Origin of the sequence: Legionella wadsworthii DSM 21896 = ATCC 33877 (assembly GCF_000701265.1) — a bacterium.
In the GTDB taxonomy this organism is placed as follows: domain Bacteria; phylum Pseudomonadota; class Gammaproteobacteria; order Legionellales; family Legionellaceae; genus Legionella; species Legionella wadsworthii.
Window position 1 is genome coordinate 220,058 of sequence record NZ_KL370761.1, and the last position, 15,433, is coordinate 235,490.

The window sequence follows — 15,433 nt, forward strand, 5'->3', positions numbered from 1 at the left end:
ATTTCAAGGGATGGAAATTAAGGCTTGTTTATGTCCGAAACTTCTTCCCCAATTCAAAGAGATCAACGGATCATCGTTAGAAATTTAAATAAATACTTAGAAAGCCAAGATCTCTCCTTTCGTTTGGAGACTAGTGGTGTTTGCCGAGGGTTAGCATTAGTTCGTTGTAAATACATCTTGGAAGGCCGAGAAGATGAGTATTATGCGATGCTCGATAGGATATCCAATTTAAAAAATATGTCTGCGGATATTGAAATCACTCATTTTGCAAATGACATCTTGGTTGCCTTCGCTCCAAATCTCTTTGATTCCAGCAAAGAACAAAAAGATGCAGTTTCCAATTTTAAAATAGCAGGGAAACCTTTAAAGACTTCCCTTAAAGTGAATATGATTACATCCGATATTGGATGGACCTCCACATTTGATGCCATTAATCTACAAAAAGATGAAGTGATGCTCTTAGGATCGCCCACCCATGCCTGGAGTGTATCGCGTCTCCCAGACGAACAAGGGTATCGCTTAGCTGATCCCAATGACCCACAGGGTTATGTAGATTACCAAGACTCCACCGCCCTGGTTGGCGCAATTCATACAATTGCCTCCACTTATGGTTGGCAAGGGGATTTAGGATTGGATCTAGAGATAGTCCGTCATCCAAAAGCATCACCCCGTAACCCGCCATTACCTTCAGCAAAACAAATTTATAATGCTTTTATGGATCTTCAATCTCAATTTGCAGATAAAGCAGGATTGCAAGAATGGGATCAGTTAAAATATCTTTGCCGGAGTGATAATACTGATGGAATCGAAGTTTTATTTCAAACATCGAATCCAAAACCTACAGACAAAGAATTAATTAAGGGATTGGCTTTAGCAGTAAGCTATAACAGCTCAAAAACAATTAAATTTTTTCTGGATAATCCATCTCCCTACTTGCAACAGGTAATGCAAACGCAACAAACGAGTGAAAGTTTCTTTAATGCAGCAATCAAAGACGGTAAATATGGTAGTTTCCAGGCATTAGCACAACATGCATTAACCCATCCATATTATCTCAGTATGTTAACCCAAAAAAATGCTACAGCACTGATACACAATGCAGCAACCGGGGGAAGTTTAGAAATCTTACAAAAACTCATCTCAGATTTCACGCAGAATGCGACCCCTCCCTTACCCTTATCTGAATTAGCCAAAACCATTAAATCGAAAATTAAAGGAGAAGATGCTATTGAAGCAGCTATAGGCAAAAAAGGAGAATGTGGTACAAGCAATACACAATGCATATCGCAATTACTTGATATTTTGCAAAAAACAAATAAGATGCCGGACGATCTGACTCTTCAACATTATTTGTTAAAAGCTATAGAAACTAACCAGCCTCATTTAGTTAAATTATTTTGCGACACGATAAAAACACTCCCTTCGAAACATCAGGAACTTCTCTTTAAATCAATTTCTCTCACACCTACTACAGCAAGAAAAACCGACTATTCTGTATTGAAAGAACTTGAAAAGGCAAGTATCGATCTTTCTGGTGTACGGGGTGTGATGAAGGAGAAAGCCGGAAATGCAACAGGAGTGCTTGACAGTATTGGAGATAAACTCTGTAAGTTCAATAATTGGTTGGGTGGAGTAACTGCCGCTAATAATATGAGTTATTGTAAACATCGGCTCAAAGAATTAAAAGAAAAGGCTTCAGATGAAAATAATCCAACCACGAACAATAGCCTTCCCTAATTTTTTTACTGAGGGACTCAACCTCGTGATTTCTGGATAAGAGATATTTCTATAGAAAGATAATTATTAATTTTTAATAAATAGATGAATATAATAAATAATAAGTACTATAATTTTAAAGTAAAACCAATTGAGGACTATTTTTGGAGAGAAAAAATGGGATATATTATTGCATGGTTGCTTGGGGTTCCAGTTAGTATATTACTACTAATCTGGTTAATTTCTCACATCTTTTAAAAGGATATTCATATGATTACGGAAAATCAAAATTGCTATAAAACCCACATTACCCGTCTTCATTGGGCCGCCATAATTGCTGGAGCATTTGTTGGAGTGGGGCTTACCTTTTTACTTAATATGTATAGCATTGCAATTGGCTTGAGTGCATACAGCTCCTCTCCCAATGGCGCCACAGCATTTACGATCGGTGGATTTTTAGGTTTATTAATTGGCGTTATTGTTTCAATGGGCGCAGCAGGTTTTATTGCGGGTTATCTCGGCCGATTCTATAATTGCTATTGTCATGGTGGTGTGGTTTATGGATTTATCACTTGGAGTTTGGCATTAATGTTGAATGTTTTATTAATTATGCCAATGACACATTATGTTTCTTTTTATCAAGAAAACCTGAATCCAGCACTCACCCCGACACAAGTTTCTGCAGCTGATCTCAATGTTGCTGTAACTTCCCAACAAAATGCACCTGCACCAAAAAACGAGAATGCCAATCCAAAACATTTGGCCGCTGGTGGATGGGTACTATTTATTTTATTCTTTCTTGGCGCCATATCTAGCTGTATTGGTGCTGTTTATGGAATGCGCTGTAAAAAAGAGGAAGAAGGTAGTGTTGCTCCTCCCATGAGCTAATGTTTTAAACCGCAATCTGCCTTCAGATTGCGGTTTTTTATTTAAAAACCTTAGATATTCTCCTCTTGTCATGATATCAACAAGCTATTTCTCAAATTAAAGATTATGTGAACTCCATGATTTATGAGATCAATGTATTTAAATGAGTCCCTAGTGGATCGGAGTATTTACTTCTATTCATAAATAATAGGAGTATACTTGAAATCCTCATCGTGGACGTTGAGATAAAGACACATTCTCAGCAGTAAATATGTGCCGCAACGATATAATCACCCACTTTGAAATCCCCAAAATCATTATAGTAGCAGGAGCTAGTAACGCTATAGGAGTAGTAAATGAAAAGGTTAACTATAAAAAAATCACTTGAAAGATATGATTCAAACAAAGGTTATGGACGAACTCTGATTAAAGAAGAACCTCACATTAAGGAACTACGTGCTTTTTATAAAGATCTCAAAGAAGAGAATTTATCTTCATCATCATTATTGAAACTGGCCCAGATTTTAATTGGTAAAAACACCCGAACACATACCCAGGAAAGCGGGAAAACATTTGAGGAATTGGTAGTTAAATTAGGAGGTTATGAAGCACTTGATACTTTAGATGCTGCAGGTCAATTAAATGAAGAAAACGTAGCCTTCCTTGAAAGACACCCATCAGAAGCAGTAGAGTTGGCGCACCTTATCCTTTCCATCTCAAAAAAAGTTCCAACCCCTGATATAAAAGATCTTTTTTCTGCAGCAGAAAAATTAGACAATCCGAAGCAACTTATGTATGTTTTTAAAATAATAGAACAATGCACACGAACTCCAAGCGGTGCTGCTTTGTATAATATTTTAACTCTTCTCAATCAACATGGCTTAAACAGTGATGAAGTACTCCCTATATTAGAAGCGAAACGCATATTAGACGAAGTAGAGTCTGCAATAAAAATCAACCAAATACTTCTGGCTTTGGCAGCAAAAGATTCTTCTCTAATGACCCTTCATAATTTAACGCATATTTTACAACTGGAAAATTATCCTATTTTTTATGAATTATTAGTCCTTCTTCCCTTGAATCAAAAAACATTAGAAAGTTTCTTTCAAGCAAAGGATACCTGGGAAAACAACTATTGGACCAAACACATTATTACCAATTTCAATAAAGCAGGATGGGATGTAACACCTTTTTTAGATGTGCTTCTCAGAGAAGAAATCAATGATTGGGAATTAAAAGAAGCGACCGCAAAACTAAGTCAATTAAAGGTAAAACCCGAATTTATTTCCTTAATCCTACAAACTATATTTTTACATTCCAATGAAAGTGCGGCATTAATTGATGCAGTGGAAATATTGAGCAAAGAAAATGGTAATGAGGATTTTCTGAAAGTTTCGTTTGCGATACCTAAATATTCCAACCTTATCGCACAAGCGCTGGTGATACTCCGAGAAGCAAATTTATATCATGAAACAACAAGAGTATACGCTTGTACGAGACCAGAGTATGCTCCAGGGTTGGCTCAATTTTGGATACAATCTTCGAAAATTCAATGTAATCCAGAATTACGCGCAATGATGCTAAAATATCCCCAATGTGCTTCCTTTACCGCAGATGTCATCGATTTTTTAAGAAAAAAGAATTTGGCTCATGAAAAAAATATTAACGCGGTTTGCAAAGCCCAATTAAATAACGATGCATTGTTTAATCTACTCGCATTGATGAGCGAAGCAAATATCCTGGATCAAAAGACTCTGGATGTGCTTTTATCCCAGTTATCCTTGATAAAAACCCTATACAGTGGCGCAAAGTGTCTTGCTAATGTAGATAAATTAGATGCTGCTAATTTTGATTTAATTGTTTCTAATCCTATCAATGCCTTAGAAATCGCAGAGGTTCTTGGTGGCACACCTTCTCCTAAAGAGTATAGCTTTATTAAAAATCCTGGTGCACAGGATTTCGCGACTATTCGCAGGAATACAAAAATATTGTGCCAAGGACATAGGCAAGGTCTTTTTTTTCAGGAAATGTCTTCAATACAGAAACAATCTTTTGAAAAACAAAGAAAGATAACGCCTGCTAAGGCCCAAGAAGATATTATACTAAAAATTGCTCAATATACAGGAGATGGAAATCTGGAAGAGCAAACAGAACACAATATTGCCCAGCAAACCTATTCCTCATTTTTTTAAAAATTTAAGATAAAATAGGAACAAGGCAGGACGTTTTTTAGGATACACCGAAGAAACGTCCTGCAACGAGACAACATGTGGTTAAGAGTCTATTGATGCCTTTTTTTAGGGAAAGTGCCTTCCTCAGTTTCATCAAATTCGTCAGTTTGCGGATGGTCGCGCCTTTTAATTAGTTTTGATGTAGTATCGGTAGCACCTTCTTTTGGGCTTGGAGAAATATTGGAAGTTTCAGAAGATCGATTTGTTTCCCTGTCGCTAGGCATAGGATTCGGTGCAACACCTCCCCCTTTTGCTTGAAAAAAATCCATCCAATCCGAATAGCTCCCGGTCATTTGTTGTGAAGCCACTTTTATCCGAATACTCGGACCCCAAATAGAAGATATATAGCGGGGATTAGTGAGTATGTCTAATTCATCTACTGTAAATGGGGTAAGGCCACCTACTTCCCCATAACTTTCTGCCATTGTCGAGAAATATTCCATACAGCGTTCATAAATTTGTTCATTTGGGATATTAAGCTGTGAATGATGCGATAAACGTTCCAATTTTGAAATTTCTTTTCTTGAACGCAAAACCATTTCATAGGCTGCTTTATAATGACTATCCAATAGATAGGTTTGCAGATTTGGCAATCCAAGTTCTTTACCGAAACACAGCAACAGTGAGTTTAAAATGAATGGAGAACGGCAACTAAAACTAAATTGTTTCGAATCCAAAGGTTCAACAGATGCACGCTCAGAATCTTCGACTGTGTCTAACACTGTTTCCCAAATGCTTAACCCACTTTTTGTTTTTACAGAAACAAGCAGTTCCAAAAGTTGTAAAAAATTAAGTTCACCGGTTTGAACCTTTAAATTAATATCGCCTTTTTCTATAGCATGAGCAAACGCTTCTAACAACAACCGATGCGTATATGAACCATGCAGAAGTACTCGATTTACTTGCTTGTTTTCATTAAATAGTTGACCACTTGCAACAACACGATCAGCAATCATAGAGCTGATAAAACCTATAAATTTGACCACAAAACCATATTGATTCACATCACGCAATCCCTCTTTTTTTAATAGGATATTATCTAGTAGGTGTCCTTTTTTTAAAGGAGTATAAGATGGAGGCGGCGCACCTGGTATGAAATTTCCTCGACCGGCAATCAAATAATCAGAGAGTATGTCATGGTGTGAGATTACTTGGTTTGTCTCCATCTCTTTTCCCAAATCTTCATCTAAATCTTTGAGATGGAAGGCTACCTTGAATGGATCTGAAGCAAAATGAATTAATTGATTGGCGATGTTTGTTAATTCTTCCGCGGAATAAAATTTTAACAAATACTCAGGTATATTCAGGTCGGCCACTTTAACTTCTGGAGATGGGATTTTGGCGGCTTGAATCGTAATCTGCTCTGCTTCTATCTTAAAATTCGGATCCACTTTACATTTTTCAAAAAAATCATTTTTTCCTGAAAATTTCGGATTTTGATCTAATTTTTTTACTATTCGGGTTATTGTGATGCTGCTTGAATTGGTCGTGGGTGAGGACTCATTCTCATGTGATTCATACATTATTGCCTCATTTGTCAAAATAATTAAGGAGGGTTTACACCATTAATTATAGGATAATTTCTTTTCTTGAACTCCCTAAGTAAAAAAGATTCTAATATTCCTTCTTCACCCCGTAAATGATCCCCTATTAAAAGAAGATTTATCAACCATTAAAGTAATAGATGTTCTTTTTATTTGGGTTTACATAAAATTTCATCAACCGCTATACATATATTCCATACGGCTCTTGTCTTTCTATAAGAGAAAAATCCATCTCGTTTTCAGGAAGATTTCTATGCTGAATGGCTACAATGGAATTATAAAAATCATGTGTTTCAGGTTGTCTTTGATTAAATAATGTATGGCCTTGATAAGCATTTGCAATAGCGGCTTCGCCAATTATTGCCTCTAAAGTTTCTACAGCTGACGAAAGCTCCCCATTTAGATATTTTTGATACAGATCAAAAATGACGGCAGCGCCTTTGGGTATAATAATTTCGTTATCATGAGCCAGCATACGTTTTTCACCGCCAAAAACACCTACTCTTCCATTTAGATTGATGAGGTCTGCGAAAATTTTATCCAGATTTTTTTCCGCATGCCGTTCAATGATGTTTTCTTCAGAGTTAAGGGGGTTACTAGCCCATAAATCCTTGAGTTGATTAAACATGGCTTCAGCTTGATAAGAATCACAACGGAGATAGACCTCCAGTTGGTTTATGGTTTCTTGTTTTCTTTGTGGTGAACTCTCAATATTTGTTGTTCTATATTCATATGCTCTTATATCTTGGAAAGGCTTATAATAGCGATTAAAAAGCTTAACTGCCTCCAGGGGTACTTGAATTTGATCCAATGTTTGGTTTAGCAAAACATCTATTTTATTTCCTAGCTCATTTATGTTTAAACGCAAAGGACTGTTTTCTTCATAATCGTTATTATATTCTTGAAATTCATAAAGAATTTGTTCTTTTATATCCGGATTGTCGAGAATAAAATATAGAAATTTTCTATTTTTAATGAGTTCTTTCCGAAGTATCTCACTACGTTTCGTTTTATGAGTTACCAACTCTTCTTGTAATTTTTTATTTTCAATCGTTTCATTCGCTATTGCTCGATAAATTTGCTCATCGAATAATGCTCTTTTAAGAAAAACTGAAAAAACATCTTTGTTAAACTCAGGATAAATATCAATCCCTTCCAGATCTAAAGTACGCTCATCTGCTTCATCGGGAAAATGATTGGGTTTCGCATCATATAAAAAAGGAAAATTGTTAATATCTTTTTGGGTTATAGGAAATGCATCTATGGGTTTTACACCATAAGGCCTTTCTTTTTCTTTGGATATTGGTTTATTAGGATTTATGTTTCGATATTTTGAAGTAATTGGCCAGGTTGCTTGATCATGATCAATTTTATATATTTTTTTATGAATTGGATCATAAACTATATTACCACCATGCAAATCATTCTCTTCTTCAGCATACGCAGCCCCCAAGATTCTGCCAATCCCTGATTTTACTAAAACCCTCTGCGGTGGAGAACGCATTTCTCCCGTAGCTTCTTCCTGTTTTATGTAATAATCGTGCAGAGATTGAAAGTTTTTAATTTCTCTGGAAAAAACACCAATTCGATTACCAAAGCGGTCATGTACACTTCTCACTTTAGGGGTGCGATCATTAAGTAAGAGGCGATACGCGATACCATTGAATGCCTCAATTTGAGTAATTCTTCTTCCTGTTCCATCGAATTTAAAGATTTCGACAGTATCTTTGCCAATTTTTTTTACTTTTTCGACACTATGATTCGGTACAGGTGCATTATTTCTCCTTTCAATTTTTTCATCTGCATAGACATATTGTTCACCATTTTTACTTCTTGGAGGTGGTTTATGATCTATTTCTGTTTTAGATAACTCATGTTCTAACAGCAATAAACGATGCAGTAACTCAGCATTTTGCTCATGATTATAATCAGGGCTAGAAAGTATTGAACGAATCACAATACCAACTTTTCTTTTACTGGTGATAGTTAGAATTTGTGTTCGGTTTTGAATCTCTGAGTAGCCTAATTTTATAAATAGTGGAAAATTCTGAAGCAGATAAAGGCTATTTGCGCGATTAGCAGGTAAAGTCAAGATGATGAAAGGATGCTTCTTTGGTTGCTCCATATCCTCTGGAAGCACATCTTCATGAGTGTAAACCTCTTGAAATCCTAAATCATGATTACTCAAAATTTTCATGTTTTTAATTCATATAGAATAATTTTTTTGCATTATAAATTAAAAACGACCCCAGGGGAAAAAATATTTAGATGCAAATTGAAAGAAGTATTGGTTTTTTTTGCTGCATAAGTTTCGTTTTTTAAATAGAGTTGTGGGTCATTTAATCATGTTGTGATATTTTTTCTAACTGTCTTTTGCGTAAACCAAACGGGACCAAAAATTATTAAACTTAAAGTTCAACTCAGACTGGCCCCTTAATGTTTCAATTTTTTAAGGTTTTTGCCAGATGAGTGCGCCCGTATATCGGTTTAGACAGGTAATATAAGTCTTTGTTCCTTTACGATCTTTAGAAAAAACAAAAACAAAATCTCCGGCAACTTGCCATGATAATATTTTCGCATGAAAGGGAGCATCCCATAAACGTACTCCAGCATAGGTATAAGCAGTAATATGATCTTCGCTGTCAAATGATGAAATAACCATAACTGAATCTGCTGTAAGCTTCATGCGCTCTTGCTGAAAATCATAATCTTCACCCGGAGCAGCCCAGGCTTGAGGGCTTAGAAAAGTAGAACAAAGTAAACCAAGAACTAATATTCGAATAAATTTCATAGTAACAACCTCTTGAAAGTCAATGAGAACTTACCATCTAAGTAATTAGACGTAAAGGACCAATTCGATCGAATTGATATCGAAAATATCCCGGGGAGAAAATACAATCATTCGAAATTTTTGTAAATCATTTAGGAGTTGCAAAGACCGCGAAAAAAAACTGGGATAACATCAGATGGAGCCAGACGATCTGTTTTAAATTAAAAAGATTTTACTTATTTAATTTCAGGGTTCTTAAAGTCATTGAGTACCTGGGATTTTTGAGGGGGAAAATGGAATGCTCCCAATTCCATCTTGCTTCGTTAGAAAGCAGATAACATGAACCTGCTTCTAATTCTATTTTATATTGATTTTTATGATCAACACGACTCCTAAGTCGGAGCACACAAGGATTTAACAAAGAGATTCCTACAACTTTGTCAAATACCGGAGCATCCCTATGCCATCCAATTCCAGCATTAATTAAATATTTTGTGATTAATAATTCCGCTATATCCTTTTCGGAAAGCTGCAAATAATTGGCGACTCGTGAGATTAAAAAATTTGACCATTCGGGTAGCCCAATTGTCGGACTGACTTTCCGATTGTGGTAGGTGTAGTCTAGGCCAAAATGAACGACCTCTCTTTTTGCAATTCTTCCAAATAACTCAACCTTCTGCCATTTAAGCCGTGTTATTTCGTTTAATAATACAGCCTCTTCTTCTTTAGATATAAAGTGAGATTGATATAAGAAACCTGGTGGCAAATGATTCATTATTCCTTCCTGATGATAGATAGTCTGCTGAGAGAGCTTCCCTATAATTTTAGCCTTAGAATTTGGTGGTCGATCTCGGCCACTCAAAAAATTATTCTATAGTGGGGAGGAACATGTTGGACTTAAGCCCAACCACAGGTTTGTTTGGGAGCAAAGGTTATGAAAAGAAATAAAAATACTTAGAAAAGAGTATAAATTTTTTTAACTCAGATATTTATATTCATGCTCTTCGTCATATCTCGTTTATAAATCCACTCGATCTTCATATTTTTGCGGTGCTTGGTAAGTGTTTCTGTAGGATTTATTGGGTTGCTCTTCTGTTACACCAACAATCACGTCAAGAAATTCAACAATCCATTGGAAAATCTTTTTCATTTGAGCCATCCTTGTGATAAACATACATCCGTTTAACCATTATTATCATATTTTAAATTCAATTGCCATTGCAAAAACAAGGCGTATTTTTACTTAGCATATACTCGCCTATTGGTTTAGGAGCAAGAAGCACTACAGAAAAATCAGAATGATATACATGGCCAAATTTTTTACTCACCTTCTCCAAAAAGAGGCGCTTTGTCATTTTTACCAATGCAAAAGTAAACAGTAAAATAGAAACAACTTGTATTCGGTTCTGTTAAAAATTATCTTATGCCAATCTGATTAATCGCAATGTTTACCTAAAAATTCAAAAAAGGAAATAAATTATGTCTTGGAAACCAACAATTACATTAAATGAACTACAACAAAAAGGCCGTCACTGTGAAACTATAGATGGGCACAAAATTCTATTGATATGGCATAATGAAACAGTCCATGCTCTCGCTTCCCAATGTCCCCATTTTAAACTACCTCTAACAAAAGGTGAGATTACAGCTGAGAATACAATCATTTGCCCTTTCCACAAAAGCGCTTTCAATTTGGAAACAGGCCATCCTGAATGCTGGTCTCCCTGGCCACCTGCTGTTGGTACCTTATTAGGGAAAATAAGCAAACCTAAAAATTTAAAAATTTATCCTGTCCGCATTGACAACAATCAAATTAGTGTCAATATTGCTTAAAACAATAGGTTGTTATGAGACTTTTTTGATGTACGAAAACTGATTCAATACAGGGTTAGCATCTGATTCTGTTATTCTCTCCGCCATGAATAAATGAGAGGAGATACTACCCCCTTCGCATTCAAACCGGGATAGCACCTCCTCGCAAATAGATACTCCCATTATAAATTTATCATTTACAGCCGAGGAAAGCTCTTCTAAAATTCTCTTGCTGTCGAGCGTTTTCAGGGTTTGATATATATTTATTAATTTAATATTTACATTTTATTAGCAATATCCAAAATCATATAAGCACCCGCTGTGGATAATGTTTTATGAAACAAACGGCAATTAATTCCTTTAAAAAAAGCCATTACTCCATGAGCATGATAAATGTCCTTTGCAGTGCCAATTACTGTTTTCTTTATCTCATTTGAACAAGCCTGCTGCTGACTTTTAATGACATCAAGAGGAGTGGTCATTAAAGAGATTGGCCCAGATGCCGCGGTTGCCCATAAAATCGTATGTAAGAAGGATTGTTTTTCCCGTTTGGTTTTGATTGCTTGGTAAGTGACAAATAAATAGAACCAACTAGGAAAAGCTTTTCCCATTGTTGCTGTACTCCCAGCAAAAAAACCAGGTACACCTCTTTGTTGGTAAATCAATTGCGCTGCCTGAATAGGTTTAATTGGTTTATTCTGGTTGGCAATCGTTTTCATTTGCACCGTCTTAATATTCTCAAATGGACTAAGTACTAAAGTATCAAAAGAAGATGCAATACTTGCTTTGAGCAACCCTCCAAAAATGATAGAAAAATTAAATCCATCAATTGCATTTGGCATATGCGTTATTAACAAGGGCCTATAAATTACCTTACCTTGCTGACGAAGAACACAAGACATAAATCCCGTAGAAAAATGATTCAAATTTCCCCCTACAAATTGTTTCGTAACGGAAAATGAGCTTTGGATGAGATTTGTTTGGATGGCAACTTTGAGTCTTTCTGCCGGATGTCCAATTAAAGTGGTTAAAGCCGTATAGCCCATACTAAAAGAATAAGCATCCCAAAGGGTTGTTTTCCTGTCTCTTTTTTCTTGTGCCATCAAATTATTTCCTAAAAAGCCAAATACTACCATAGTGCTCACTTTAAAAGCATCAACATCCAAGATATCGAATATAACAAATTGCAGCAAACAAGAGCGGTCAAGGCAATAATGAGCAATACCTTCGTTTAATACCTTATAATATATTGATCATTAAACCTTCTTTCTGCCTAATTATTTATATTTTAAGCTATGATTAAAATATATATTTTATTTGGTGTCTCAATGAGTAATTTAGAAAAAGATTATAAAAAGTTAGTGCTATTATTAAACAAAAAAGGATTAACTGAGGACGCACTGAGAGAAAAAAGTTTACTTTTAAAAAAAGTTATTGATCGAATAAATACATTAAAAGAACTTCCTCCTTTCCTAACACAAGAAAAATTAATAGATCTTGTAAGGAACCAAACTTCCGCTAGTTTATATCTATTGCGCTGTCCTCTAATACGAGAACGATTAACCGAAGGCGATCATTCAATTGAAGCACAACAACGATGGAAACAACTTTATTATGACATCATAGGTCCTAATTCAAAATATGATACGGATCAACAAATGGCGATTCGGGAAGTGCAAAGCGATTATTTATCCGATACAAGCGTAACTGAAAAGCGTACGAAATTGAGAGAAAACCTAAAAAAATTAGCAGATTTCATGAAGGAATATAAAGGGGAGGATAAATTTGCTATGGACAAAGCATTAATACAAGTAGATATGATTATGGGAAAATTAAAGCGGGCACATGATGAGCGTTTGTCTGATTATTATAATCGAACAAAGGAAGTAATAGATGAAATGGCTAATTTGGATTTATTGAAGGACACGAATATTTTTTCAAGTAAACCTTATTCTAAATTACAGTTTTTGAATCTTCTTAAGGAATGGAAAAAAAGCGCCACAGATTTACATCATGAATGTGAAAATTCTCTCAAAGGTGGTTTTAAAAGTACTAACGAAAAAAGATTCTATAGAGCCGTTACTACTGCAGCACCCCGAGTCTCCAGGATCAAACAAACTATGACTGGAGACGACCAGGAAATAACTCCTGAGAATAAGAATACACCCAAATTAAAATAAAATCATACTAGTCCTTGTCCAATCTACCTATGAAATGAAGCAACCCATTCATCGAGATGTGACTCTATTTGCTGTACGATCAGCTGCGAGGAAGACTTGGCGGGAGGCAATTTGGAAAAAAAGCCCAGATGGAAATGACTCGGCGAATTCAAGGAAGACTCCTGATCTGCAGAAGATAATGCCTTCTTAAGCAGGTAAAATCGGGATTTAATATGATCTAATGACAGCGTTCCTTCTGCAAAATGCCTGTCGAAATCATGAATCGTTTCTTTTATATATGGATGTTGTTCGGCTAATTGGGATAAAGAAGATTTGATGTTCTTATATTCTTCTTGAATTTCTAGAGCGGTATACGATTCAATTATTTTTTGATAATACGACTGGTCTTCTTCTGGATTTAATATTATTGTGCATACAGAGGAAGACAATTGAATCTCTTTTTGCGCGGTAATACAAAAATATTTAACACCTTTCGCAGAGTTTTCGAGTTTCTGTTTTTCCAAAATTAAAGGAATGATTTGATTTAAGTTACTGCTGTTAGCAATAAAACACCGCTGCCCGACAACAATTTTTTGATCCTCTAATTCGCGGCATAACTGAATGTATTCTTTTTTAGTTCTCTCGGAAGAGTCAATTAACCAGACTTCATCAAACAATGTCAAAGCAGAAATAAAAGCCTGATCATATCTTTTTTTAACTTCTAAAGGTTGAATCGGTGTATTTATTTCCTCTATAACTTGTTCTTCCGTATGATTTTTTTCTTTTTGAGCGGCTGGGTAGACATACGATTTAATGAATTGATAGGCATAGCTTACAAAATTAGCTAAATAGAACCCTTCATTATTGGGTATGTCGTCATGCTTCTCTTCTAATGTATTCGCTTGTATGGGTAGTTTTACCTCTTCAACCATTTTTTCATCGTGTGTATGTTGAAGGTATTCCTCTACGGAAAATAAACCAATTGTTCTCAAGGGCTTGGGCAATAAATTAGAATGTGACTGCTGTACTTTTTCAAAATAGAGAATCGCATCCTCTGTCGTCGGACGTTTTTTTTTCTTTTCATTAGCCATACAAGACAAACAATAAGAATGAAGCGTCGCGTAAAGCTCAGGATCTTTAATTGCTGATTGTGTCGGATCGTTTAAATCTAATAAATAAAAAAAAGTTGCGCCTAATGCATATATATCGGATGCTTCACTATATTTCTTCTTCACAACTTCTGGTGCGGCATATCCTTTAGTATAAATCACTTTTTCTTTTTTATGGATTGATAAAAACCCCTTTGTCCTTGAACCTCCATAATCAATTATGGTGGCTTTATTTTTGCTGAATGAGTAATAAATGTTGTCCAGCTTCAAATCTTTGTGTAGTACATTTTTATCTTTTAATTTTTTATATTCGATAAGAACCTTAAGAATAATTTCTATCCATTTATGAGCAGGTAAAACATATTTGTTTTCATGGAGGTGCGCTAAAGAAATGCCCTCGGCAAGTTCCATGAGAAGGTTCGCTTGTCGGGAGGACCAGCTTGTAGCACTTCCTATTCTATTGTGTTTTTTTTGAAGTTCTATAAATGAATTTTCTTTAGTGACTGTCCGCTCAAGGTACCCTAAAGCAAACTCAACTTTTTGAAGTAAATGGTATTCATTTTTTTCTTTATCTGCTACGGTAAGTTTTAAAACAACCCATACCCCTGTTCGAACATTCTGGGCCAGTTTGACGTACCCAAACCCACCCATCCCCATGTGCGTATTTTTTTTAAGCCCATAATAGATGGCGTAATAATCTTCACCAAAAGCAAGGATATCGTAGGGACTATTGAGTTCATTTTTTTTAAAACGCTGTGCAAAAGTTGTTTTTTTAAATTTTTTAGCTGATACCGTTTTTATGTGTTCAATTCCACTAATAATGGGAACGAGCTGTTCATTCGTTAATAATTTTCCGTCCTCTGTGAGATCGTCTAACCGTACTTTAAAAGGAGTGGCTGGAAGAATCATTTCCTTGATTATGAGAGATGGCATTATCTAACTCCTGTATTCATTAATTCCATGATCATAATCAACGCTATTTAAGCTTTTATATGATCCAGAGGCATAATTCCGTTTGTGAGCAAATAGGGTAACAGATGAGAAAAGGACAAGTAAAATAATGCTTAAATTACCACCTTTTTTCGCAAATCTGGTGATGGCCTATCAGCAATGAATACGACAAATGAGTTTCATAATAAGCGACTCTCTGGCGTATTGATTTGTTGTATTTGCTCAATCAATGTAATATTCATTGTAGATTTAAAACAATGTGTCTTTTTCTTTA

12 protein-coding genes are annotated in these 15,433 nt (G+C 35.5%); 5 read left to right on the plus strand and 7 right to left on the minus strand.

Annotated elements, in window-relative coordinates:
* The first annotated feature begins 30 nt into the window (after window positions 1–30).
* From BU07_RS0115440 to BU07_RS0115450, 3 genes are all read left to right on the plus strand, one after another.
* Entirely contained in the window at window positions 31–1,737 is a 1,707-nt protein-coding gene (locus BU07_RS0115440) for a hypothetical protein (protein ID WP_031567612.1), read from the plus strand.
* 249 nt (window positions 1,738–1,986) lie between these two features.
* A complete protein-coding gene (locus BU07_RS0115445; protein ID WP_031567614.1) occupies window positions 1,987–2,604 on the plus strand; it encodes a hypothetical protein in 618 nt (205 codons plus the stop codon).
* Window positions 2,605–2,939: 335 nt separating this feature from the next.
* Window positions 2,940–4,775 carry a hypothetical protein gene (locus BU07_RS0115450; protein ID WP_031567615.1) on the plus strand — a complete coding sequence of 612 codons (1,836 nt, stop codon included), beginning with the start codon at window positions 2,940–2,942 and terminating at the stop codon, window positions 4,773–4,775.
* A gap of 89 nt (window positions 4,776–4,864) precedes the next feature.
* Here the strand turns inward: BU07_RS0115450 and BU07_RS0115455 are convergent, their stop codons facing one another.
* The 5 genes from BU07_RS0115455 to BU07_RS17825 form a co-directional block, all read right to left on the minus strand.
* A complete protein-coding gene (locus BU07_RS0115455; protein WP_031567617.1) occupies window positions 4,865–6,337 on the minus strand; it encodes a hypothetical protein in 1,473 nt (490 codons plus the stop codon).
* A 202-nt stretch (window positions 6,338–6,539) separates the two neighbouring features.
* Window positions 6,540–8,555, minus strand: coding sequence for a ligand-binding sensor domain-containing protein (locus BU07_RS0115460; protein WP_031567619.1), 2,016 nt, complete (start codon window positions 8,553–8,555; stop codon window positions 6,540–6,542).
* 252 nt (window positions 8,556–8,807) lie between these two features.
* Window positions 8,808–9,149, minus strand: coding sequence for a hypothetical protein (locus BU07_RS0115465; protein WP_031567621.1), 342 nt, complete (start codon window positions 9,147–9,149; stop codon window positions 8,808–8,810).
* Between the two features lie 211 nt (window positions 9,150–9,360).
* Window positions 9,361–9,903, minus strand: a complete 543-nt coding sequence (locus BU07_RS0115470) for an alpha-ketoglutarate-dependent dioxygenase AlkB (RefSeq protein ID WP_035899175.1) — start codon at window positions 9,901–9,903, stop codon at window positions 9,361–9,363.
* 243 nt (window positions 9,904–10,146) lie between these two features.
* Window positions 10,147–10,278 (minus strand): hypothetical protein, encoded by a 132-nt coding sequence (locus tag BU07_RS17825; RefSeq protein ID WP_278030604.1) that lies wholly within the window; start codon window positions 10,276–10,278, stop codon window positions 10,147–10,149.
* A gap of 329 nt (window positions 10,279–10,607) precedes the next feature.
* Here BU07_RS17825 and BU07_RS0115480 point away from each other — a divergent pair, with 329 nt between their 5' ends.
* Complete coding sequence (locus tag BU07_RS0115480; RefSeq protein ID WP_031567625.1) at window positions 10,608–10,961, plus strand: Rieske (2Fe-2S) protein; 354 nt, start codon at window positions 10,608–10,610, stop codon at window positions 10,959–10,961.
* 257 nt (window positions 10,962–11,218) lie between these two features.
* Here BU07_RS0115480 and BU07_RS0115485 read toward each other — a convergent pair whose 3' ends face one another.
* The gene (locus BU07_RS0115485) at window positions 11,219–12,043 is read right to left on the minus strand and encodes an MC/SLC25 family protein (protein ID WP_031567632.1); all 825 of its coding nucleotides are present in this window, start codon (window positions 12,041–12,043) and stop codon (window positions 11,219–11,221) included.
* 225 nt (window positions 12,044–12,268) lie between these two features.
* On the opposite strand from BU07_RS0115485, the gene BU07_RS0115490 reads away from it, so the two are divergent.
* On the plus strand, window positions 12,269–13,120 hold the full coding sequence (locus BU07_RS0115490; protein ID WP_031567634.1) for a hypothetical protein: 852 nt from the start codon (window positions 12,269–12,271) through the stop codon (window positions 13,118–13,120).
* Between the two features lie 23 nt (window positions 13,121–13,143).
* Here BU07_RS0115490 and BU07_RS0115495 read toward each other — a convergent pair whose 3' ends face one another.
* The gene (locus tag BU07_RS0115495; protein WP_031567636.1) at window positions 13,144–15,141 is read right to left on the minus strand and encodes a protein kinase domain-containing protein; all 1,998 of its coding nucleotides are present in this window, start codon (window positions 15,139–15,141) and stop codon (window positions 13,144–13,146) included.
* Window positions 15,142–15,433: the final 292 nt, after the last annotated feature.